The sequence below is a fragment of the Psychrobacter vallis genome, assembly GCF_904846715.1.
Lineage (GTDB): Bacteria > Pseudomonadota > Gammaproteobacteria > Pseudomonadales > Moraxellaceae > Psychrobacter > Psychrobacter vallis.
The window spans coordinates 1-23103 of sequence record NZ_CAJHBU010000025.1; the positions used below are offsets into that span (position 1 = coordinate 1).

At 43.4% G+C, this 23103-nt stretch carries 20 protein-coding genes; 19 read left to right on the top strand and 1 reads right to left on the bottom strand.

The features are described from left to right. Positions 1 to 230: 230 nt before the first annotated feature. The 8 genes from rpmH to JMY02_RS12550 all read left to right on the top strand — a co-directional run bounded on the left by rpmH (position 231) and on the right by JMY02_RS12550 (position 8012). On the top strand, positions 231 to 365 hold the full coding sequence (gene rpmH, locus JMY02_RS12515) for a 50S ribosomal protein L34 (protein ID WP_007394757.1): 135 nt from the start codon (positions 231 to 233) through the stop codon (positions 363 to 365). A 190-nt stretch (positions 366 to 555) separates the two neighbouring features. Continuing rightward, complete coding sequence (rnpA, locus tag JMY02_RS12520) at positions 556 to 927, top strand: ribonuclease P protein component (RefSeq protein WP_201598806.1); 372 nt, start codon at positions 556 to 558, stop codon at positions 925 to 927. Position 928: 1 nt separating this feature from the next. After that, positions 929 to 1306 (top strand): membrane protein insertion efficiency factor YidD, encoded by a 378-nt coding sequence (gene yidD / locus JMY02_RS12525; protein ID WP_201598808.1) that lies wholly within the window; start codon positions 929 to 931, stop codon positions 1304 to 1306. A 419-nt stretch (positions 1307 to 1725) separates the two neighbouring features. Beyond that, positions 1726 to 3414 carry a membrane protein insertase YidC gene (gene yidC, locus JMY02_RS12530; RefSeq protein WP_201598810.1) on the top strand — a complete coding sequence of 563 codons (1689 nt, stop codon included), beginning with the start codon at positions 1726 to 1728 and terminating at the stop codon, positions 3412 to 3414. A gap of 187 nt (positions 3415 to 3601) precedes the next feature. Next, positions 3602 to 5053, top strand: coding sequence for a tRNA uridine-5-carboxymethylaminomethyl(34) synthesis GTPase MnmE (gene mnmE / locus JMY02_RS12535; RefSeq protein ID WP_227678519.1), 1452 nt, complete (start codon positions 3602 to 3604; stop codon positions 5051 to 5053). 265 nt (positions 5054 to 5318) lie between these two features. Next, on the top strand, positions 5319 to 5777 hold the full coding sequence (nrdR, locus tag JMY02_RS12540) for a transcriptional regulator NrdR (protein WP_131656516.1): 459 nt from the start codon (positions 5319 to 5321) through the stop codon (positions 5775 to 5777). Between the two features lie 97 nt (positions 5778 to 5874). Next, a complete protein-coding gene (ribD, locus tag JMY02_RS12545) occupies positions 5875 to 6921 on the top strand; it encodes a bifunctional diaminohydroxyphosphoribosylaminopyrimidine deaminase/5-amino-6-(5-phosphoribosylamino)uracil reductase RibD (protein ID WP_201598812.1) in 1047 nt (348 codons plus the stop codon). Positions 6922 to 7337: 416 nt separating this feature from the next. Next, positions 7338 to 8012, top strand: coding sequence for a riboflavin synthase (locus JMY02_RS12550; protein ID WP_201598815.1), 675 nt, complete (start codon positions 7338 to 7340; stop codon positions 8010 to 8012). Positions 8013 to 8112: 100 nt separating this feature from the next. Here JMY02_RS12550 and JMY02_RS12555 read toward each other — a convergent pair whose 3' ends face one another. Next, positions 8113 to 11013 (bottom strand): response regulator, encoded by a 2901-nt coding sequence (locus JMY02_RS12555; protein WP_201598816.1) that lies wholly within the window; start codon positions 11011 to 11013, stop codon positions 8113 to 8115. A gap of 314 nt (positions 11014 to 11327) precedes the next feature. Between JMY02_RS12555 and fmt the strand changes: the two genes are divergently transcribed. The 11 genes from fmt (at position 11328) to JMY02_RS12610 (ending at position 23042) form a co-directional block, all read left to right on the top strand. Next, positions 11328 to 12440 carry a methionyl-tRNA formyltransferase gene (gene fmt / locus JMY02_RS12560; RefSeq protein WP_201598817.1) on the top strand — a complete coding sequence of 371 codons (1113 nt, stop codon included), beginning with the start codon at positions 11328 to 11330 and terminating at the stop codon, positions 12438 to 12440. A gap of 114 nt (positions 12441 to 12554) precedes the next feature. Beyond that, a complete protein-coding gene (locus tag JMY02_RS12565; RefSeq protein WP_201598819.1) occupies positions 12555 to 14138 on the top strand; it encodes a transcription antitermination factor NusB in 1584 nt (527 codons plus the stop codon). A 41-nt stretch (positions 14139 to 14179) separates the two neighbouring features. After that, a complete protein-coding gene (gene thrC, locus JMY02_RS12570) occupies positions 14180 to 15601 on the top strand; it encodes a threonine synthase (RefSeq protein WP_201598820.1) in 1422 nt (473 codons plus the stop codon). A gap of 207 nt (positions 15602 to 15808) precedes the next feature. Next, positions 15809 to 16906, top strand: coding sequence for a LysM peptidoglycan-binding domain-containing protein (locus tag JMY02_RS12575; RefSeq protein WP_201598821.1), 1098 nt, complete (start codon positions 15809 to 15811; stop codon positions 16904 to 16906). A gap of 168 nt (positions 16907 to 17074) precedes the next feature. Further along, positions 17075 to 18340, top strand: a complete 1266-nt coding sequence (gene dprA, locus JMY02_RS12580; protein ID WP_201598878.1) for a DNA-processing protein DprA — start codon at positions 17075 to 17077, stop codon at positions 18338 to 18340. 157 nt (positions 18341 to 18497) lie between these two features. Then, the gene (locus JMY02_RS12585; RefSeq protein ID WP_201598832.1) at positions 18498 to 19127 is read left to right on the top strand and encodes an L-threonylcarbamoyladenylate synthase; all 630 of its coding nucleotides are present in this window, start codon (positions 18498 to 18500) and stop codon (positions 19125 to 19127) included. A gap of 142 nt (positions 19128 to 19269) precedes the next feature. Then, entirely contained in the window at positions 19270 to 19788 is a 519-nt protein-coding gene (locus JMY02_RS12590; RefSeq protein WP_201598836.1) for a GbsR/MarR family transcriptional regulator, read from the top strand. Positions 19789 to 19906: 118 nt separating this feature from the next. Continuing rightward, entirely contained in the window at positions 19907 to 20854 is a 948-nt protein-coding gene (locus tag JMY02_RS12595) for a fatty acid desaturase family protein (RefSeq protein ID WP_201598838.1), read from the top strand. A 108-nt stretch (positions 20855 to 20962) separates the two neighbouring features. Continuing rightward, positions 20963 to 21409 carry a hypothetical protein gene (locus tag JMY02_RS12600; protein ID WP_201598840.1) on the top strand — a complete coding sequence of 149 codons (447 nt, stop codon included), beginning with the start codon at positions 20963 to 20965 and terminating at the stop codon, positions 21407 to 21409. Between the two features lie 112 nt (positions 21410 to 21521). Further along, on the top strand, positions 21522 to 22022 hold the full coding sequence (locus JMY02_RS12605; protein ID WP_201598842.1) for a hypothetical protein: 501 nt from the start codon (positions 21522 to 21524) through the stop codon (positions 22020 to 22022). A 24-nt stretch (positions 22023 to 22046) separates the two neighbouring features. Next, positions 22047 to 23042 carry a TIGR01777 family oxidoreductase gene (locus JMY02_RS12610; RefSeq protein WP_201598844.1) on the top strand — a complete coding sequence of 332 codons (996 nt, stop codon included), beginning with the start codon at positions 22047 to 22049 and terminating at the stop codon, positions 23040 to 23042. The last annotated feature ends 61 nt before the right edge of the window (positions 23043 to 23103 follow it).

Genomic DNA, 23103 nt, shown 5'->3' on the forward strand with positions numbered 1-23103 from the left:
GAGCTCGAGCTAATCTGTGGATAACTTCTGAAAAATAGAGGTCAGTTAACTGTAAATTCTGTTTACTTACTCATTTAAATTAACCAGTAAATAATTACTAAAAAGCCGTGTCATTACGGTAAATCATGCAATTATAAATATAGACTGAATTAGTTTATTGACCAAAATCATATCTAGTGATATAATCCTCCGTTATTACGAATTTAGTCCATTATTTTGATAGGTGAGTTATGAAACGTACATTCCAACCAAGCGTGATCAAGCGTAAACGTACTCACGGTTTCCGTGCTCGTATGGCAACTAAAAAAGGCCGTCAGGTCTTAGCTCGTCGCCGCGCTAAAGGACGTCATCGTCTTACTGTATAATCAATGGGTAGATTGAAATAAGCATAATTCTTGTTATTTATTTCATGCCTATTATTTACAGATCACGATAGTCGATCATCAAAACTGACACGTAGCCATATATTAAAAGCGCCCACATAGGCGCTTTTTTTGTCTCTATATTTCACGACGGTTTCTAATTTTGTCATCCGCTCTCATACTAGGTTGTAATATGCTCACTACTGTCTCAGCTACTCCTACCGCGCGCTTTACTAAAGAGCAACGCTTGCTCACACCAGCAGCGTTCCGTGAGGTGTTTGACGCACCTGAGCGTAAACTTCATCAGAGTCACTTAATGGCTTTTGTACGCGCGAACACTCAGGACAAGCCACGAGTAGGTATGGCTATTACAAAACGTAAAGTACCAACTGCGGTCGCTCGTAACCTTATTAAACGCCAAATACGCGAGCAATTTCGCACAAAAGCTTTAAAGTTAGAAAATAAAGACATTGTTTTTATTGTTAAAAAATCTATAAAAGATATAGATACTAAAGAGCTAATAAACCAAATAAATAATATTTTAAAAAAAATAGAAAAAAAATAAAATGAATTTTTTATTTAAAAAAACAATAAATAGATTTTTATTTAATTTAATTTTTTTTTATCAAAGGATAATAAGTCCTATACTGCCTGCTCGTTGTCGCTATTATCCAACATGCTCAAATTATGGCAAACAAGCATTGGCATGGCATGGGGTTCGGGCTGGTAGTTGGTTATTATTAAAACGTATTGGCAAGTGTCATCCGTTAGGTGGGCATGGTATCGACTTTGTCCCTCTACCTCTGGCTTCATATCATTATCATTATTTACCTGCCACTCATTCATTAAATATGAGTGCTCAAGGACTGGGCGTTTACCGAGACAAAAAAAGTTATGTCTCCCGTCTCAATCACTTAATGAAGCACAGTCACAGTAAGTACTAATGGCACGTTATAATGTGTGTACTTCTTTTATTTAAGATGAACGATAGCGAGTTCAGTATAAAAACGAGTCAGTGGGACTGGAATGCTTATCTTTAAACGAGAAGTTTCGTAGCATCGAGACTGCGCAGGCACAGCAAGCCAGAAAAACTTATACCTGTTCAGCGTCGGAATATAATGGTTCTGTTTTATTTAGAACCGACTATACAGTCCCTATACTTGGTTTTAGTATCATAACTTGTGAGTTACCCACAAGTTATCCACACTCTTGGTATCATTTAAAGCAGATTTTTAGTAAAATGATGCACATTTTATGTAAATGACTCCCAATACAGTTGCTGGATATGAAGAGAGCTGTGCTGTGTGGTCATGACACATGCCCTAATTTTTCATTCCCTAATTTTTTAATCTAGGAAAGGTTTATGCAAAAGATATTTCGGGTGATGATCATCATTGCGATGCTAATCACCGCTTATCTGCTGATTTTGGCATGGCGAGATGATTATGCCGATGCGCCAGCTGTAGATGCGGTGCCAGAAACGACTGCTTCAGTAGGTGCTGACATTCCTTCTACGACGGGTGCCGCAGGCGATATTCCGGTACAGACACAACCTGTTGGTAACGACGTTGTGATGGCTACCCCTGCTTCTGCTCAAGATAAAGGTCTAATCACGGTAACTACCGATCGCTATGATATAAAAATCAGCCCAGAAGGCGGTGATATTGTTTATGCTGCTCTCAAACAATATAACGCGACGCTCGATAGCGAACAGCCTTTTGTATTGCTAGAAAACAATAGTAATCGTGTCTATGTAGCACAATCGGGTCTTATTGGTCCAAATGGTATCGATACAGCAGAAGGTCGTGCTACCTACAGCCATACTGCTAACAACTATGTGATGGAAGAAGGGCAGCAAACGTTGTCAGTACCGCTCACTTATCAACAAGATGGCGTGACAATCACCAAGACTTTTACCTTTACAGAAAATAAATATCCGATTGATATTAGCTACCAAATTCAAAATGCTTCTACAAACGCTTGGCAAGGTCAAATGTTTGCGCAGCTAAAACGCGATGACAGTAAAGACCCTGGTATGTCTGATAAGGGTGCGCTGAGCATGGCCACTTATTTGGGTGGCGCTTGGGGTACTCCTGATGACCCATATAACAAGTTAAAGTTTGGTAAGTTTAACGATGGTGAGTTGACCACGACCAGTAATGAAGGTTGGGTTGGTATCGTACAGCATTATTTTGTATCTGCATGGACGCCTAATAATTTTACGGGTAATTTCTTTAGCCGCGAAACGGGTGATGATTACTTTATTGGCTTTAATAGTCAGCCGGTCAACGTTGCACCGAATAAACAAATAACCTTGGATGCAACATTATATGCAGGGCCAAAAGTACAGTCTGAGCTAAAAGACGTCGCTGTTGGTCTCAACAAAACAGTCGATTACGGTCTATTATGGCCAATATCAAAAATCTTGTTTGCTATCTTGGATGGTGTTCACAAAGTCGTTGGTAACTGGGGTTGGTCAATTATCATCCTAACGATTTTGGTTAAAATTGCTCTGATGTGGTTCTCGAATAAGAGCTACTACTCAATGGCGAAGATGCGTGCTATCGCACCAAGACTTAAGTCGCTCAAAGAAGAGCATGGCGATGATCGCATGAAGATGTCGCAAGAGATGATGGCCATCTATAAAGAAGAGAAGGTCAATCCGATGGCGGGTTGTTTGCCTATTTTGATGCAAATGCCCATTTTCTTAGCGCTGTATTGGGTATTGGTCGAGAGTGTTGAACTGCGCCATGCGCCTTGGATCTTATGGATTCAGGATTTATCAGCGATGGATCCATGGTTTATTTTACCATTGCTCATGGGTGCATCGATGTTTGTACAGCAGCAGCTAAACCCGCAGCCAGCTGATCCGATGCAAGCGAAAGTGATGAAGTTCTTACCGATTATCTTTACCGCTTTCATGCTGTTCTTCCCAGCAGGTCTAGTGCTGTACTGGACGGTGAATAACTTGTTTAGTATGACTCAGCAATATATTGTTAACCGAAAAGTCGAAGAAGAGCAAAAGCGCCGTACCGTTAAAGTGCTTGATTAATTAGCCATCGTTTAGCACTATGAAAAGACCATCGCCTAAGCGGTGGTTTTTTTATGCGTGCGAGTTTTGTATTATTTTGACTGTTATTGCATGTGAGGCTCAAGCTCAAAGTATGGTTATCTTAAGTTTGCTTTGTCAGGCTGCGTTCAGCCGTCTATAATGGTTATTTTAGCTATTGAGAATATTTGTGGATTCATTAGAGAGGGCACTTACTGCCCCTGATTCGTCTGAAAAATCTAACATCTCTGGATTGGCAACGATTGCTGCCATTGCCACACCGCTTGGTCGTGGTGGGGTCGGCGTGATACGTCTGTCAGGGGCACGTGCTTATGCGATGGCCTGTGCACTCACTGGCAAATCGATTTTTACGCCGCGTATGGCCAGTTTTTGTCGCTTTTATCAGGCTGATGGCACGGTGATTGATGAAGGGTTGGTGTTGTATTTTAAAGGTCCACACTCCTTTACTGGCGAGGATGTAATTGAGCTACAAGGTCATGGCGGCATGATTTTACAGAACCAGCTACTAGCACGCGTCTTTGAATTGGGCGCAAAACAAGCAAGCGCTGGCGAATTTTCTTACCGCGCTTTTGATAATGATAAATTGGATCTAGTACAAGCAGAAGCCATTGCTGATGCTATTGATGCCACCAGTGCCGCCGCTGCCAGCAGCGCCATTCGCTCACTGAGCGGTGAGTTTTCTCAAAAGATTAACCAGTTGTTAGAGCAACTTACTCATCTGCGTTTGCATGTTGAAGCCGCGATTGATTTCCCTGACGAGGAAGACGTAGATTTTTTGTCTGACGGAGTGATACAAGATAAACTTGAGCAAACACAAGCAAAAATACAACAAGTATTGGCAACGGCAAAGCAAGGTCAGCTCTTACGTGATGGTATCCATGTGGTCTTAGCTGGCCGACCAAATGCTGGTAAATCAAGCCTGCTGAATCGTTTGGCAGGACAAGAGCGGGCGATCGTGACCGATGTGGCTGGTACGACTCGTGACACGCTACAAGAGACGGTGGTGCTCAATGGTTTGACCCTGCATCTAACAGACACAGCAGGACTGCGCGAGACTGAAGATACGGTTGAACGCATTGGCATTGAGCGCGCGCGTACCGCCATCACTCAGGCCGATATGTTGCTGATGGTCTATGATGTCACTCGTGATTTGGAAGAAGAAAGTACACCGCTACAGCTGGCAGAGCAGCTATTTGGCGAGCTACCAGAAGCCAAACGCTTATTAATTATCGCCAATAAGAGCGATCTCTTAAACGATAGTAATGGCGAAAAAACAACCACTGTTTCGCAAATTGAAATCAGCAGTAAAGGCTATGAACAAGTTAATGTTTCATGTGAAACGGGCGCTGGTATCGATGAATTGGTCGAGACCTTATGTGCTAAAGTGGGCTTTCATCCGCCAGAAAACAGCTTGATTGCACGTACGCGCCATTTAGATGCTTTGCGCAGAACGGCAGATTTTTTGACTGAGGCACATGAGCAACTGACTGTTTTTAAGGCAGGAGAGTTGGTTGCCGAAAGCCTACGTCAAGCCCAGCAAAATTTGGGTGAGATTACAGGCGAATTCAGTGCGGATGATTTATTAGGCAAAATATTTGGTAGCTTTTGTATTGGTAAATAGCCAGTCAGTGCTACGCCGCAATCTGCTATACAAAAAGATAGTATAGTCGATTCTATACAGCCCCTATATTCCCATGCTGAACTGGTATAAATGTTTCTTGCTTGCTGTGCCTGCGCAGACAGAGGCTGCGAAAAATTTATACCAGTTCCGCTGACTCATTTTTATACTCAACTCACCATACCACCAGTGAGCGCTGCTAGCAGTACGTTGTAATGGTTGTACTTCTTTTATTTAGGATCACTGATATTATAACAAGGAATATGTGATGCACTGTCCGTACTGTAATGCGTCAGAGACAAAAGTGATAGACTCACGTCTTGCTGCAGAAGGCGCGCAAGTACGTCGCCGCCGCTCCTGCAATAGCTGCCAAGAGCGTTTTACGACCTTTGAGATGGTAGAAGTAGTGATGCCAAGAATCATCAAGTCCAGTGGCAAGATTGAGCCTTATGACAATGAAAAATTGCGTCGCTCTATTTTATTGCCCCTACAAAAGCGTCCCATCACTATCGATGAGCAAGAAGCGATGATTAGCCGTATTGAGAAGCGCGTCAGGCAGATGGGCGAGCGCGAGATTAGCAGTAAAGTCTTGGGTGAGATCATTATGAGCGAGCTTAAAACGCTGGACGATGTCGCTTATGTGCGTTTTGCCAGTGTTTATCGAGATTTTCAAGATATCGATGCATTTCATCAAGAAATTGCCAATATCCGCCCAAATGAGAAATAAGTTGGTTTGCTCTAGGGCATGTTTTTGAGCTGCGCGCTTTTATTGTCTTAAATAAACCTTCCAATAACCACGATCAATCATTGATTAAGTCTATCTTATGTCGATTCAAAACTACTCGCAAGATCGTTATTTTATGATGCTGGCTATCGAGCAAGCCAAGCAGGGTTTGTATACCACTAGACCCAATCCAGCAGTGGGTTGCGTCATTGTCCAAGCAGACAAAGTAGTCGGTCAAGGATTTCATCCCAAAGCGGGTGAGCCGCACGCAGAAGTATTTGCGCTCAGAGACGCTGGCACGCGCGCAGTAGGTGCAACTGCGTATGTAACCTTGGAGCCATGCAGTCATACAGGACGCACGCCGCCTTGCGCACTGGCGCTGATTGCCGCTGGTGTGAAACGTGTGGTGATAGCAGGTCTCGACCCCAATCCACAGGTGGCGGGACGCGGTATAAGGTTATTAGAGCAATCTGGGATTGAGGTTACGATAGGTGTACTAACCGCACAAGCAGAAGCACTCAATCGTGGGTTTTTAACAGCCATGCGTACGCAAATGCCCTACGTGCGTCTCAAAATCGCCACCAGCCTTGATGGTCGCACAGCGATGGCATCGGGGGAGTCAAAATGGATTACCTCAGCCGCTGCCCGCGCAGATGTACAAAAACTGCGGGCACAAAGTGGCGCTATTATTACGGGCAGTAAAACCGTTATTGCTGATAATCCACAACTCAATGTACGTTCCAACCAGTTAGGTGTGTCACCTGAGCAAGTGCCTACTCCTATGGTGGTCGTGCTCGATAGACGTCAACGCTTAACACACAGTCCGCAATCTGATTATCAACTGTGTCGTCGTCCAGATACCGTATATTGGCGCACAGATGATCTGACCAGTTTATTAAAAACGTTAGTGAGTGACTATCAGTGTTATGACGTATTGGTAGAAGCTGGTGCTAGCGTTGCAGGTAGTTTTTTGAGTCAGCATCTGGTAAACGAGCTGATTGTTTACCAAGCGCCTTGTTTGTTGGGCGCTCACGCACGACCAATGGTGGAGTTCAATCCATTATCTTTGGCGCAGCAGCTGCGTTTTAATGTTGATAGCCATGAACAGATTGGTGCTGACCTCAAGTTAACCTTATTGCCTTTGTAAGTCGACTGAATCACTTATAAACAGCTTATCCACAACCGATATGTCATGTGAGACAAGTGTGTATAAGTCATTTGGCAAAGACAGTGTTTCACATGGAACTGTGCATAACTTCGTTTCACATGAAACAGAAAATAGCGATGCCCACGGAATTTTTTATATAAAGCTATATAAATCAATAATTTACCGTTAATTTTTCTGCTGGAAATGTTCTATCAAGAATGGAGGTGTTCTGTGGATAACTTTGAATAAGTGTCAGTTTTTAAAGGGTGATGGGTTGATTTATCCTTACTTATCCACAACTTATCCTCTATAAGATTTAAATAAGCGCACGTTTCACTGAATAAAGCGGTTTATGCAACATTAGCGATGCAATATAAGTCAGGCAATAAACGCCAAAAATATTAGATGAGGTTTATATGTTTACTGGAATTATAGAAAGTGTGGGAAAAGTTAAATCTATGCAACCAATAGGTGGCGATATACGTTTGACGGTAGAGTCCGACGAGTTAGATTTCAGTGATGTGAAATTGGGTGACTCTATTGCCTCAAACGGTATTTGTTTGACTGTGGTGGATTTTGGTAGTAATCATTACTCTGTTGATGTTTCACGTGAAACTATAGCTCGCACAGCGCTGAATGAACTCAAAGCGGGTCACATTGTTAATTTAGAAAAAGCAATGTTGCCCACCACTCGGTTCGGCGGACATATTGTCGCCGGTCATGTCGATGGCGTAGGGGTGGTTAGTAAGCTGCAACAAGATGCGCGTTCTATCTATATTGAAATTGAGATACCGCAAGAGTTGGCGCATTATACGGCGACCAAAGGCTCTATCACCGTCGATGGTATTAGCTTAACGACCAATCTGGTACGTGACAACATTGTTTCTTTAAACATCATTCCGCATACTGCACAAGTGACCAATATTGCCAAACACTGGCCAGTGGGAGCTAAGGTCAATATCGAAGTAGATATTGTTGCGCGCTACTTAGAGCGTCTGATAAATAAGTCACCAGCGAGCAGCATGAATGCACCCAGTCCGCAAAGTCAAATTACCGAAGCGTTCTTAGCAGATAATGGCTTTATGAAGTAATTTATAAGAACGTACAAAGTTGTTATTGAGTTATTGATCGATACTCAGGTCGCTACCAAAACAAACCTTTAAGAGCTAGAGGCTGTTTTGCAGATTTTTATTATCGCGTAATAAATTTCTGTAAAACGGCCTCTAGCTCTTTTATATTAATAGGTTTAGACAAAAATTCATCCATGCCTACTCGTATACAAGCGTCGCGATCCTCTTGCGTATTGTTGGCGGTCAGAGCCACAATAGGAATATCATCACCTTGTGCTCGAATAGCTTGCGTAGCCTGTAAGCCATCCATGACTGGCATTCGGCAATCCATCAAAATCAGGGAGATATCTTGACGCTGATTCTTCAGTTGCTCAAGGGCTTGCTGACCATCTGCTGCGGTGACACTACGATAACCAAGTTTGCTCAGTATTTTGCAAGCTATTTTTTGGTTGGTGGGGCTGTCTTCTACCACTAAAATAAGTGGCAATAAGGTATCGCTGACTGGTTCAGCGATGTCTTTTGGTACTAATTGACCGCTGTTATTTTCTACATTGATTGGTGGGTTTATTGGCTGGTTAAGTGCTTGTCTGGCGGACAAAGTCAAGCGCAGCAACTCGGACAACAATAAGGTAGCATCCAGTGGTTTGTTCAAAAACCCCTCGTGTTTGTCTAATACGGTGGACGGAATACGGCGCTCAGGTTTCATACTAAATAATATCTTTGGTAGCCTAGGGTAGGTAAGTAGGGTATGTAATGCTTGTTGGCCATCAGTATGCCTTAATACGCTATCTGCTGTCCTTAGCTGTCTTTCTAGAGAGTGGGTGTTTGTACTTTTTTCTATTTCTTCATGAGACCTAACTGTATCATTGGTGACTGCACGATGAGAGGCAGCGGCGCTGAAGGTTTCATAGTACTCGTAATCCAGCAGCAATATAGGGGCGAGCTTTTGCTCGGTTTGAGCCAATTGATTGGTTAACTGTTGTATGGTCGTTCGATCTACATAAGTATAAATGGTGGACGATAGGGATAAGTGCGCGCAAAGGCGTTGTAAGTTTTTAGCAACCAGCGGTTGATTGACGATGGCGATCAGGTGAATGTGCGTCAAATGTGCACTACGATGATATACCGACTGGTATTTTGGCTGGCGACAAGGGAGATACAAAGTAAAAGTACTGCCTTCACCGATAGAGCTTTGCAGTTCAATAAAACCGCCTAATAGTTGCGCAAAGCTATTGGCATTATTTAAGCCAATACCAGTTGAAGGGGTTGTTTGAGTTGTCTTATTGATTTGGCTGGTATGTTGATCGAAGCCGGTAAGTAGCTGTCTTTGTTTATCTGCTGTTATACCGATGCCAGTGTCTTTTACGCTAAAACGCAGCCAGTGAGGTGACGACTCTTTTGCCTTGTTTTTATGTGCGTTACCAACAACAGGCAGCAAACTTTGGTTATTGATTTGGGTGATTTGCGCTTGGTTAACGCGGTCGATAGTGAGCGACACATAGCCTGAGATGGTAAGTTTTATGGCGTTTTTTAACAAGTTTAAGAGGATTTGGCGCAAGCGAATGTCGTCTGTATCAATGCAACGCGGACAGTCTGGGGCAAAGAAGTAGCTTAAATCTAGTCCTTGTTGTCTTGCATCGTTTATGATCAAGTTACTAACATCTTGACCAAGTTTATAAATATCGACAGGCGCAATATTAAGTCGGGTTTTCCTTACTTCTATTTCCTCTATGTCTAGCTCATCATTGAGTGTCGCTAGCATACTCTGACTGGATTTAATTAACGTCTTTAATGCGTCATTCCGCTCGGCAGACAGTGTTTTAGGGTTGATCGGTTCAAGGGTGTCAATCATTGCCTCTAGTGGTACGCGCAATTGATAGCCGATGCGAGATCGAAACGTATTTAACTGATCGAGTTTTCGCTGTAGCTGTTGGTTTTGTTGCTGCAACTGCTCGATTTGATTGATGAATTCATTGATCGGGTTAAGAAGTACGGTAAAGCCGTGAATTTGCCCATGCTCACCAAACCATGGTGTGATGTGTAGTTGATAACTATGTTGATTTGTTAATCCATAAACGGTTAGTGTGCGAGTGACGCGTAAGCTAGACAATGTCTGTAGGATTAGCTGAGTGGGTTCGTCCTTACCAGCGATAAAATCCGTTAACTCATGGTCGTTATTATGTTGAGACGAAGAAATAAAAATGCGCTCAAAACGCCGATTAAAAAAGCTAATTTGACCATGGCGCATGATCATCAGCATTGGTAACGGCGCTTGATTCACCAAACGCTCAAGTCGATGCGTTAGGGTTTTGATACGGCGATAGTCGCTGTGCAGCTGATAGCCTGCACGGCTCAGCGCATGGCCTAAGCGTAAGAACTCAGTAGTAGAATTTTTATGTATAAAAGGCGGCGGCGTATAAGCTTCCTTTGCATGAAGGCTTAAGTTGTCGGTATAAATCAGCAGCTGTTCCCAATTGAGGCGACGATTAAGCATATAAAGTAAAGTGGCGATAAAAAACATGATCGCTGTCATCAAAGGTAGCCAATAACGATAAGATAGCCAATTAATATCGAGCGGCTTGTGGCGCAACATAAGGTAAATTTGATGACCGCTTTTAACTCTAATAGTGCCTATTAAATGGTGATTATTGATTATATAAGTGCCACGGCTACTGTTATTAGAGTTCGGTGAGTCAATGGTAGGAAAGGTGACGGTCGCAAAGGCAGTCTCATTAGGACGAGTATGGCGATGGATATAGGTTTGTCCAGATGGCGTCATAAAGATCAGCTGATAGCTAACCTCTTTAAATGCAGGTTTTTTTAGAATTGTTTTGATGTCACTGTTTATTAGGCTCGTCTGCTCAATAACTTCATGCTGCAATGAGCGAAAAGTATCAATACTATGATGTTCACTATGATTCTTTATTTCATAAAACAGTGTGGAATAGTACAGCGCTAACATAGCCAGCAAAGTCAATGTGTAAAATATAAGTAAGCGTTGTAAGGACTGAAACTGTTGCATGAAAGCTTGGCTCTATATCGGCACGAAAAAATATACGATAGTCAACGCAGTGGTAAATAGTTACGGCGTTACCCTCGCTTACTGTACTAAAGATACAATAAGCGCGCTTGCCTTATATATGTATTTTTCATAGCAGAATATGTCACTCAATAAATCGGTGTGCTATAAAAAGACGCGTAAAAACGGTGTTACTGGCTTTTTATTATAGAGATAAAAAGGAGCATTAGTAACGCCTGATTGCTGCTGTTACAATCATGGCACAACATCGCAAACTCACCTATAATGGGCAAACCACTCATATATAATGCATGATTATGACAACAATTGCTCCTGCTACCAATTTATCTGCTTCATCTACGACTGACGACGGCCTCTCTAGTAAGCGCTTAAGGGTGGTGTTCGCTGGCACGCCTGAGTTTGCTGCCAGTAGTCTCATCTCGCTCATTCAGCAGCAAGACGCTCTGAATATAGACATCGTTGCAGTATATACGCAACCTGATCGTAAGGCAGGACGTGGTCAGAAATTATCAGCGTCTGCCGTCAAACAAGTGGCATTAAATCATAATATTGCCGTTGAACAACCAGCTACCTTTAAAAAATCCAGTACAGAAGGCATGGAAGCGCGGCAAACTTTGCGTACTTATCAACCAGACGTCATGATTGTCGCCGCTTACGGGCTTATTTTGCCTATAGGTGTGTTGACCACGCCCACGCATGGCTGCCTAAATATTCATGCTTCGTTATTACCACGCTGGCGCGGTGCTGCCCCTATTCATCGCGCGTTATTGGCTGGTGATAGCGAGACAGGCATCACTATTATGCAGATGGATAAAGGCTTAGATACGGGCGATATGATCTATAAAGTCAGCGCTCCTATCGAGGCTAATGATACCGCTGCCAGCCTACATGATAAGATGGCTGAGCTTGGCGCGACCGCCATTGTCACCGTGCTAAAAGACTTGGCACATTATCAAGTGCAGGCTGTACCTCAAGACGACAGTCAAGCCAATTATGCCGAAAAGCTTATCAAAACCGAAGGCGAAATCGACTGGACACAATCAGCTACTGAAATTGAGCGAAAAATTCGCGGATTGACACCATGGCCAGGTGCTTATACTTTTTTGGCAGGGCAGCGCGTCAAAATTCTAGCCAGCTTGCCTATCAATACCACGCAGAAAACCAATCAGTCTGCTGGCACGGTCATCAGCGTTGGACGCAAAGCGATATTGGTGGCTTGTGGTAAAGAGGCAGATACTAAACAAGCTGATACTAAACAAGAGAGTAAAGTAGAAGGTATTGAGCCATCAGCCAGTACTTTAGCCATTACCGAATTGCAGTTTGCTGGCGGTAAGCCGATGACCGCTGAGCAAATCTGCCATGGCAACCAATTAAATGATGGCGATCAATTCACGACCGATTCGAAATAACGCCCGCCAAATTCATACAGTTTCACCCTGTTTATTTTAATATTCTTAATTTGATACCAAACAATCCAACTTTTATCAGACGCTATCAATCATACGTCAAGGAAATCCAATTTAATGAGACAAACCAACACTGCGCCACGAAACAACAAGCTCAAACCATCTAGTAACCTCATTATGAATGGCAGCGTACGTGTACGTGTCATTCGCACCTTATTGGCTATTCAAAACGGTCAGTCGCTTGCAAGCGTGCTTGATCCATTACTAAACAGTCTGCACGATGGTGATAAAGGTTTTGCTCATGCGTTGTTATTAACGACATTGCGTCAATGGTATGCGTTAGCGCGATTGCTCGACACGTTGGCAGACAATCCTATTGATGAGATTGAGGTTCGTACCACGATTCAAGTAGGGCTAGTGCAGTTGCTGTATTTAGAAGTGGCTGATCATGCAGCGATTCATGAAACGGTTGAAGCGGCAAAAGAGATTGAATTTGCGCATGCGACGGGTTTAATCAATGCCATCTTGCGTAAAGTCGCCAAAAACCCTAGCAAATTTCGTAAGAAATGCGATAAAAAGCACAGCCTACCGAATTGGCTCGCTTATCAGCTTAAGCAAGATTGGAGTGAGCAGTACGATGAGCTGACCCAAGGCTTGCGCCAAGCTGCACCGATGTTTTTGCGAGTGAATACAGCTGTTACATCGATAGATGACTATCAAAAAGAATTATACAGTGCCGAAGTGGACGCAGACTTGGTTGAGATAATAAGTGGCTTACAACTGGACGGTTCGTCAGATGCTGCCGCTTCTGTAACGCTATCAACCAAAGGGCTAAGGTTGCATCAGACCACCGCCGTGAATGCTTTACCGCAATTTGCCCAAGGCGCTGCTAGCGTGCAAGACATGCATGCGCAACTTGCTGCACCAATTATCCACAAAGCATTGATTGCTAGGCTAAATGCTACAGTTACCGATCCTGATAATACTGAAGATGATAACAGTGAGATACATATTCTAGATGCTTGCGCAGCACCAGGTGGCAAGCTTGCGCATTGGTTAGAGTTGCTCAGCTCAGATGTTCAGTCGCCGTTGTTTCACGTGAAACAAGAAAATACGGAAGCGCCATCGTCTGTTTCTAAAATCAAGCTGACTGCTATCGACAACGAAGCACCGCGTATCGAACGTATTTATGACAACTTACAGCGTTTGACCTTAACGCAGCATGATTTAGAGCAAGCTGAAAAAAATATTGCGCTAAATATTGTTTGTGCCGACGCTACCAGATGGCAGCATGGAAAAAATAAAAAAGCGGCTACCAATGAGCCCGTATTTGATGCAATATTGCTTGATTCTCCTTGTACTGCGACGGGCGTCATTCGTCGTCATCCTGATATTAGTATCTTGCGTACTGAAGAAGACGTCGAACAAACTGCATTGTTACAAGCCGATATATTGCACAATCTGTGGCCACAGCTCAAAGCGGGTGGATATCTGCTCTATGTAACATGCTCTATCCTAAAGCAAGAAAACGTCGAGCAAATGCAGGACTTTATCAGCTATCATAATGATGCGGTCGCAATTGAATTTACCGAAGATTGTAGTTGGGGTATTGCCCAAACCATCGGTCGCCAGTGCTTGCCAATTGATAGCGAAAGCGGTGATGGTTTTTATTATGCGTTATTGCATAAAACTGCTGAATAAACCGTTTTAACTAATCATCTCATTATAGACAGGATTATCTAATGAAATATATCAGTACCCGTGGTCAGACAGCGCCGATGGATTTTAGTGATGTGCTTTTGATGGGGCTTGCACCAGACGGCGGTCTGATGTTGCCTGAGCATTATCCGCATATTGACAGTGCGGTACTTGATGAATGGCGTACGCTTAGCTATCCAAAGCTTGCCATGGCGATTATGCAGCGTTTTGCCACTGATATTCCTGCGACGGATTTACAAGATATCATTGAGCGTACGTATACCGCTGACGTATTTGGCAGCGCGGAGATTGTTCCTTTACGCAAGCTTGAAGACAATTTATACATTTTGGGATTATCAAACGGTCCAACGCTAGCATTTAAAGACGTTGCCATGCAGTTTTTGGGCAATGCCTTTGAATATGTGCTCAAAAGAAAAGATGCGCGTATCACCATTATTGGTGCCACCAGCGGCGACACGGGTAGTGCGGCAGAGTATGCCCTGCGTGGCAAAGAAAATGTCGAAGTCTTTATGCTGTCACCGCACGGAAAAATGAGTGAATTTCAGCGCGCGCAAATGTATAGCTTGACCGATGACAATATCCATAATATCGCGATTGATGGGATGTTTGATGATTGTCAGGATATCGTCAAAGCCTTGCAACAGGACGCTGAGTTTAAAGCAGCGTATAACTTAGGCACGGTCAACTCTATCAACTGGGGTCGCATACTGGCGCAGATTGTTTATTATTTTAAAGCGTACTTTGCTGTCACGACGAGCAATGATGAAAAAGTGAGCTTTAGCGTGCCATCAGGCAATTTCGGCAATATTTGTGCGGGTCATATCGCTCGTGAAATGGGCTTGCCAATCGAGCGTTTAATCGTTGCCACCAATGAAAACGACGTACTAAACGACTTCTTTAACCAAGGGGCGTATCAGCCACGCCCGACCGCACAAACCTACATCACCTCAAGTCCTTCAATGGATATCTCAAAAGCCTCAAACTTCGAACGTTTTGTGTATTTATTATTAGATAAAGACACGGCTCGCGTTCACGAATTATTTGACGGGGTAAAATCAGGCCAAGGTTTTGATTTGTCTGATGTGATGGAAGCGGTCAATACGCGTTATGGTTTTGCTGCGGGTAAATCTACCCATAGTGACCGTCTACAAACCATCAAGGCACTTTATGAGCAGCATGGTGAGCTGGTCGATCCGCATACGGCCGATGGTATCAAGGTCGCCAAAGAGCTACAGTTAGATGGTGAAGTTATCATCTGTGCAGAGACTGCATTACCTGTGAAGTTTGCTGATACTATCGTTGAAGCGATCGGCCACATAGACATTGCTCGTCCTGCCCATACAGAAGGGCTAGAAAGCTTGCCGCAACACGTGGTGATACTAGACAACAAGGCCGAGCTAGTCGCCGAGCAGATACGTCAGCATGTCACGCCAAATCCCGTTTAAATGCTGGGTAACTAACATTCTGTTTTCATAGTAATTGAAAAGAAAAAATCCACAAAAAAGTTACAACATTGTAATAAATTGTTTATTATTGTGTTATGGTGGATATGATTGTAATATTAGAAACAGCGCCAGCTTTTCACGATTGTGCTTGGCGCTTTTTTAGACACAACACTGGCCAAAACAGCGTGACACATTGTGGATATAATAATGAAAATGAGCTTAAAAACGGCAGTAAAAGCCCTGTTAATCACAACGTTTAGCAGTGCAATGCTGATGACCACTGCCTACGCTAATAATCCGCCACCAACCATCAAAGCGGACGCCCCCAATCGTTATGTCGTCAAAAAAGGCGACACGTTGTGGGATATTTCAGGGCGCTATTTAGATAGCCCATGGCGCTGGAAAGAGATTTGGGCGACCAATAAACAAATCAAAAACCCAAATCTTATTTATCCAAATGACATTCTTATTTTATGCGTCATTCAAGGTAAAACACTCATTGGCGTGGATACGGGCGAGGGCTGTGCTGGAGTTGAGAAACAATTAACAGGCAATGTGGTTGCCAGTACGGTCGCAGTGACCTCAACTGCCAACAGTATTCCGCCTATTCCATGGTCAGCTATTCAACACTGGTTGGATAAGACCGTCATCGTCAATCCACAAGATTTCAACACCACGCCTTATATTTTAGCATCTAAGAACCGTAATTTGATCACTGCAGCGGGTGACAAGGTTTATGCCAAAGGCGTGCCGCTGATCGTCGGTCAGCGCTATGGTATCTACCGTGAAGGTGAGCTGTATGTTGATCCTAAAACGCAAGAAGTTATCGGTTTAGAAGTCACACAAGTAGCGACAGGATTGGTGACTTCTACAGAAAGTAACGGTGTCACAAGCTTACAGCTCACAGACAGTTACGGTAAAGAAGTGCGCGAAGGTGATCGCGTATTCGTTGAATTGAACAACTCAATTCCACCCGTGTTTTATCCAACTCCTGCGTCTGTCAGTCGCGGTGGTTTGATTGTACGCGTGATGGACTCAATCAGCTCAGCGGCCAAACGCAGCGTGGTTGCTGTCAACCTTGGTAGCACACATGGCGCAAAACCAGGTGATGTGCTGACGGTTTACCAAAAAGGGCCATTGGTGCGTGATACCAAAGACAACGATATGCCAGTACGCTTACCAAATGAGCAAAGCGGTATGGTCATGATCTTTAATACTTTTGATCATATTAGTTATGCTTATGTGCTAGAGTCTGAGCTGCCTATTAATGTTGGCGATCAGCTGTTACCACCGCCTTATCTGTAAATAATACCAAACCCAAAAGACCTGATTAGCTGCGTCACACTCGTTTAGCTTACCATGCGTAGTACTTGCACTCGTTTTCCTTGCTACTCTAACTTTTGGGATTGGTATAAACTATCGCCGGTTCGTAAAATGAACCACGCTAAGTTCGTTTGTACGAGATATATGATTATGACGGCCGTCTCTTCTTTATTAACCGACGATCAGCGTGCCATATTGGCGCTGTGGTATGAGGTGAATGCGTCACTGTCTTCGTATCATAAGCTCATCACCTCCTTTGGTCATGCACAGCTTGCATGGCAGGCCAAAGTGGATGCTTGGCGACAGCTTGGTATTCATCATACCCATCTCAAACGTCATGAACAGCCTGAGCAAACGTGCGCCAATATCGACAAGATCCAACAGGCATTAACCGCAGGTCGATATGGTCTGTTATTTGCCGATCAGCCTTATTATCCCGCACAGCTCTCGCAAATCTACGACCCACCGCCTTTATTGTTTTACCGTGGTGATAAAGCGCGCTTACAGCAAGCGCAAATCGCTATCGTTGGCAGCCGAAAACCCACCGCACATGCACAAAAAATCACGTTTGATATGGCGCAATATTTAGCGCAGGCAGGTTATATTGTCACCAGTGGTCTCGCTATGGGAGTAGATAAGCGTGCCCATTTGGGTGCTTTGGCGCAGGCGGATTCTGAATATCAAGGTCGCACGGTTGGGGTGATGGGTACAGGTATAGACATAAATTATCCCAATCATCGTGATCAATTATTTGCCCAGATTATTGAGCAAGGTGGCTGCATTATCAGTGAGCTATTGCCGCATACTCAGCCACACAAGCATACCTTTCCCCGTCGTAATCGTTTGGTGGCTGGGTTGAGCTTGGCGACGATTGTGACAGAAGCCAAGGTTCAAAGTGGCTCATTGATTACCGCACGCCTCACCTCTGAGCAGGGCAAGCAAGTCTTTGCGATACCCAGTCATATTGACAATAGCAACGCTGAGGGCTGTCATCATTTGATACGTGAAGGGGCAACATTGATTTATCATCCTCAGCAAGTCATCGAAGATGTGAATAGTCAGTTGGCTTACCGTCGCCATTCACATCAGTCAGCCAGTCTTTCTAGTTCTTCTACATCCAGTACCAATGACCCTCAATTGGATAATCGTCATCCTTCTCATCCTACAGATCTAGATAAAATGGCGGTGGGGGATACCAGCCAGCTGTCGCCATCGAACATCAAATCTCCTCGTAGCGCTATCGTCGTACCTGAGCATTTAAGGGTGGTTTACGAGCAGCTTGATTGGCATGGGCAAGATCTAGACGCGCTCATCATTGCGACCGAAATGACAGCACCGCAGCTAATAGGGCAGCTGGTGGAACTTGAGTTATTAGGCGTTATCAATGTACAAGGTGGACGGTACTTACGTCTTTAGAATAACAGTCGTGTTTAGAACAACCATGCTGTCTTGCTCAAATCATAGAGTCTATGGAGGGCGCAACGCCTTTTGGCCGTTTCTAGTTTTCATTATCTAATCTAAAGCAGCGGCTGTGTTATTATTTACGCATTCCTTATCATAAACTATTCAAGCCATGAACCAATCTACCTCTACAATCGCACCTTCTGTTATCCAAGCAGCCAATTCTCTAAAAGCAGGTCAATTACTTGCGTACCCAACCGAGAGCGTATGGGGCATTGGCTGTGATCCTTATAATGAAGCAGCCGTTCAACGTATTTTGGCCATCAAGCAGCGTCCCGAAGAAAAAGGTATGATCGTCGTTACTGATAGCGCAGATCGTATAGCGCCTTTATTAGCTTCGCTGGATAACGCGCAACGCGAGTCTATCCTAAAGAGCTGGCAAACGGACAGTGACAATGTAGACCTAGAATATCAGCAAGCACATACGTGGCTATTGCCTGTCCCGCAGACCATTGCTACTACTATTCCCTCATGGATCACTGGTCAGCATCAGACGGTAGCAGTGCGAGTGATTGCTCATCCTCTTGTCCGTAAGCTTTGTGAGCAATTGGTCAGCGCCCATAATCCGTTTGGGCTATTGGTTTCTACCAGCTGTAATCTATCAGGACAGTCGCCAGCCAGTACGTTTTCTGAAGCATATATTTATTTCGGTGAGCAAATCAGTTACTTGCAGGCTGAGACATTGGGCTATACGTTGCCAAGTCAAATACGTGATGCAAAAACAGGGTCAGTTATCCGCTAACAATCATGGTCTACTAGATATGCCATGATTGTTTCAGTGCTAAACTTTATATTTATTTCAGTATTGACAGAAATAAAAGAATGGCGCAAGATAGCGTAAGTAGCTAATTAAAAGTTTATAAATAATTAAGTGAGTATTTGTCATGAAATTAAACCCCGTCACCGAAAAATTTATTTTACATTGGGGTGAGATGGGCTCGCAGTGGGGCGTTAACCGCACCATGTCGCAGATTCACGCATTGTTATATATCATTGGCAAACCTCTAAATGCTGAAGAGATCACTGATACGCTTGGGGTGGCTCGCTCTAATGTCTCTAACAGTATTAAAGAGCTACAGCACTGGGGTTTGGTACAGAAGGTTTCAATATTGGGAGATCGTCGTGATCATTTTACAACCAATACTGATGTTTGGGAGTTGGCACGTATTATCGTGGTTGAACGTCAAAAGCGTGAACTTGATCCAACCGTGCAGTTCTTACAAGAGCTGATGGACAGTCCTGAGTTTGAACACGAGAACAATGATGTAAAAACCCGTATCCGTGAAACACAAGAGTTCGTTGAGACTGTGACTACATGGTCCTCTGAGATGCTTAGGTTACCGACAAGCGCACTCAAAAAGATATTAAAACTGGGCGCGAGTATTAAAAAAGTTCTACGTTAATAGTAACGGCACATTTAAAATAAAAAATTTAAGTATTTATTTCTGTTTTGACAGAAATAAATGTAATTTTAAGGCTCTTATCCGTTCTCTTAATCGCAACGACAAATGGATGTGTAAAATGAAAGCGAATCAAACACACAATAACAAAGCGCGATCGATTAAAAGGGCAATTGCTTTAGTCGAGTGGCAAGACTTACGTCAGTTAACTCGCGGTCAAATCGCTTACAACATCATTTTGCCTTATCCGTTTTTATTGCTGTCATGGTGGTTTGCCAGTCAATTCTGGTACGTACTGGCGTGCGGCGCTTCTTATTTATTTTTCGCTGCTGCTTTTCGCCAAGCTCATGATAGCTATCATCATAGCTTGGGTACGAGTAAACGTCTGACCACCGTTCTATTGCTGCTGCTTAGTGTGCTGCTAATAACAAGTTTGCACAGCATCCGCGCCACACATATGGAGCATCACCGCAACCCGCTCGGGGACAGTGATATCGAAGGCAGTTTGGCAAAACTGCCATGGTGGCAAGCGATGCTAGGTGGCGTGACCTATCGGTTTGATATCTATCGTCAAGGATTACGCCTAAGTAGCCATCGCAATCAACGTATCATTTGGTTAGAGTTTGGTTTGATTGCTTTAATCGTCATCGTTGCGCTTGTGTTGACCGTGTTTCACGTCTTTGCTCTTGAGATGCTAACGCGAGTACTGGTCTATCACCTGTTGATCATGATGCTCGCCAATGCCAGTGTCGGTATTATCGCAGTGTGGGGCGTGCATCATGATTGTGATGAGACGATAGCCCGCACCGAGCGTAATCCATTGGTCAACCTGCTGACTTTTAATCTGCTCTATCACGTAGAGCATCATCTATTTCCCGCTGTGCCCTCCAACCATCTGCCTGAACTGGCAAGGCGCTTAGATACAGTAGCGCCGCATCTTACCAAACAGCATGTATTGCCAAATATGACGACTGTTACGGAATCGATAAATAATCGCTGGAATAAATTAAAAGACAAAAATCAAAGTAATAATGATAGTGAGTGTCCGATTCGTAAGCGTTTTTCTTAGTGTGATGAGCAGATATGTCAGCATTAACGACGTTATAAGAAGATGCTGAACGCTTGAGTTAATAGATTTAACCAGTAACTAGAAAAAACTATTTCTAAGGATATCGTCATGGGTTCAGATTCTAATAAAAGTAGTGAGAACTATCCAAAAGCAAATGTTATAACAGCATATTCATTCTTCGGTGGAGCTATCGGTGGCGGAGTAATAGGATTGGTGATAGCCATGTTTATGGTTTTAGAAGCTGTTTTGCAGGGTATTGTTGGGTCACTAGTGCTAGCTCTATTAGCAATACCTACCTTTGCATTTCTTGGTTCGTTGCTAGGCTTAATTCCTGCAATATTGACTGGTTGTTTGGTTGCGAGTTTGAAGCTATACCGTAATGACAAAGGTTTATCACAGTCAGCTATCATCGGTACAATATCGACGGTTATTTGCGCTTTGTTACTTATGGGTTTTAACAACTTCACTTTTTCACTTGCTGCTTGTATCTTTGCTACCATGATTGGAAGTATTAGTGGATATTTAACAGGATTATTCTTCTTACCAAAGTCATAAGTTAGAGCGATAAGTTAAATAAACAATCATCAATTATCCATGGCAAATCCATTATCGTTACCAACGAGCTATTTATACTAACTTAACAACTAAGGTTAGTAGGGTAAATATAATGAAAATGAATAATAATGTAGATTCATATCCTTATTCACAAGTGATTATTTTGTTTGCAGGCATTGGCAGTGTGGTTGGCGGATTGATAGCACAGCTGTTTTTGTTGTTTATCTTTAGGGATGCTGATTTTGCTCAAATTGGTTATCAGCCATTGTTATATGTTGGCTTACTTGGTTTTATTCCTGCTTTATTAACGGGTATTTTCGTTGCTAGTAAAAAGATATGGCGCGGTGATCATAAAAGTATAAGAACGACGTTTGTAATTGGCTTTATAACGTCAGCGATTTATATGGGTGCCATTGTTTTATATCTGAGCATAAATTCATTGATAGAAGTTGGCGTATTATTTGTATTTATGATTACCATAGGGATGTTTGGTGCCATCAATTCCGCGATTGCTAGCTTCATGGCTTTACCAAAGTCATGTAAAAGCCGTTTTGACAATATGGGCGAAAAAGAACACGATTATTATCAAGGGTTATCGTCTTTTAGACAATGAGGTACAAAACATAAGGAGTGGGGCATGAATATTTTAATCAGTGGTGGTTCGGGCTTTTTAGGCAGTGCGTTTAGTCGAGAGTTGATGGCACGATATCGCGTGCAAAACAAAAACGTAAACATTACGTGGCTCACGCGTGATAGCAGTCAGGCACATCCTGACGATATCAGTATGATGACTTATGAAGAACTTGCTCAGTCTGATATGAGCTTTGAGGTTATTGTCAATCTTGCGGGTGCAGGTATTGCCGACTCGCGGTGGAGCGATGAGCGCAAAGAGCAATTGCTTGCCAGCCGTATCAAACCGACCAACGCCTTACTAGCATTTATTAATCGTACGACAGTGAAGCCCAAATTATTGATCAGTGGGTCAGCGATTGGCTGGTATGGTACGCAAGGGGACAAAACTTTGACTGAAAGCAGTGGTTTTGAGACAGATTTTGCCCATAAGTTGTGTGATGACTGGGAGCAGTTAGCGCTCAAAGCCACGAACCATGGCGTACCTGTGGCTATTGTGCGTACGGGTATTGTGATTCATCCTGAAGGTGGAATGCTTGGTAAGCTTTTGACACCATTCAAAATGGGTGTCGGGGGAAAGTTGGGCGATGGTAAACAGATAATGAGTTGGATTAGCCATGAGGATTGGGTGGGGGCGGCGATATTTATCATTGAACAGCATTTGGCTGATCATACTAGTGAAGGACACCATGCTAGTGAAGGACACCATGCCAATGTGAATAGTCGTGATAATGTCTTAAAAACGGCAAATGACACGCCAGCGGTCGTATATAACCTGACAGCGCCCAATCCTGTGACCAATCATACTTTTACCAAAGCACTGGGAGCGTGGCTACATCGTCCAACCTTTTTCACATTACCGGAGTTTTTACTCAAGCTGATGTTTGGTGAAATGTCGACGCTGCTGATTGATGGACAAAAAGTGTTGCCAAACGCATTGCTGGAGGCAGGGTACGAGTTTAAACAACCAACGTTTAAGCAAGCGTTAACAGAGCAGGAGTAAGAATTTCGCTATTGTTTCATGTGAAACATAGTTGTCAATTGTATGAGATTAGGTTTCATGT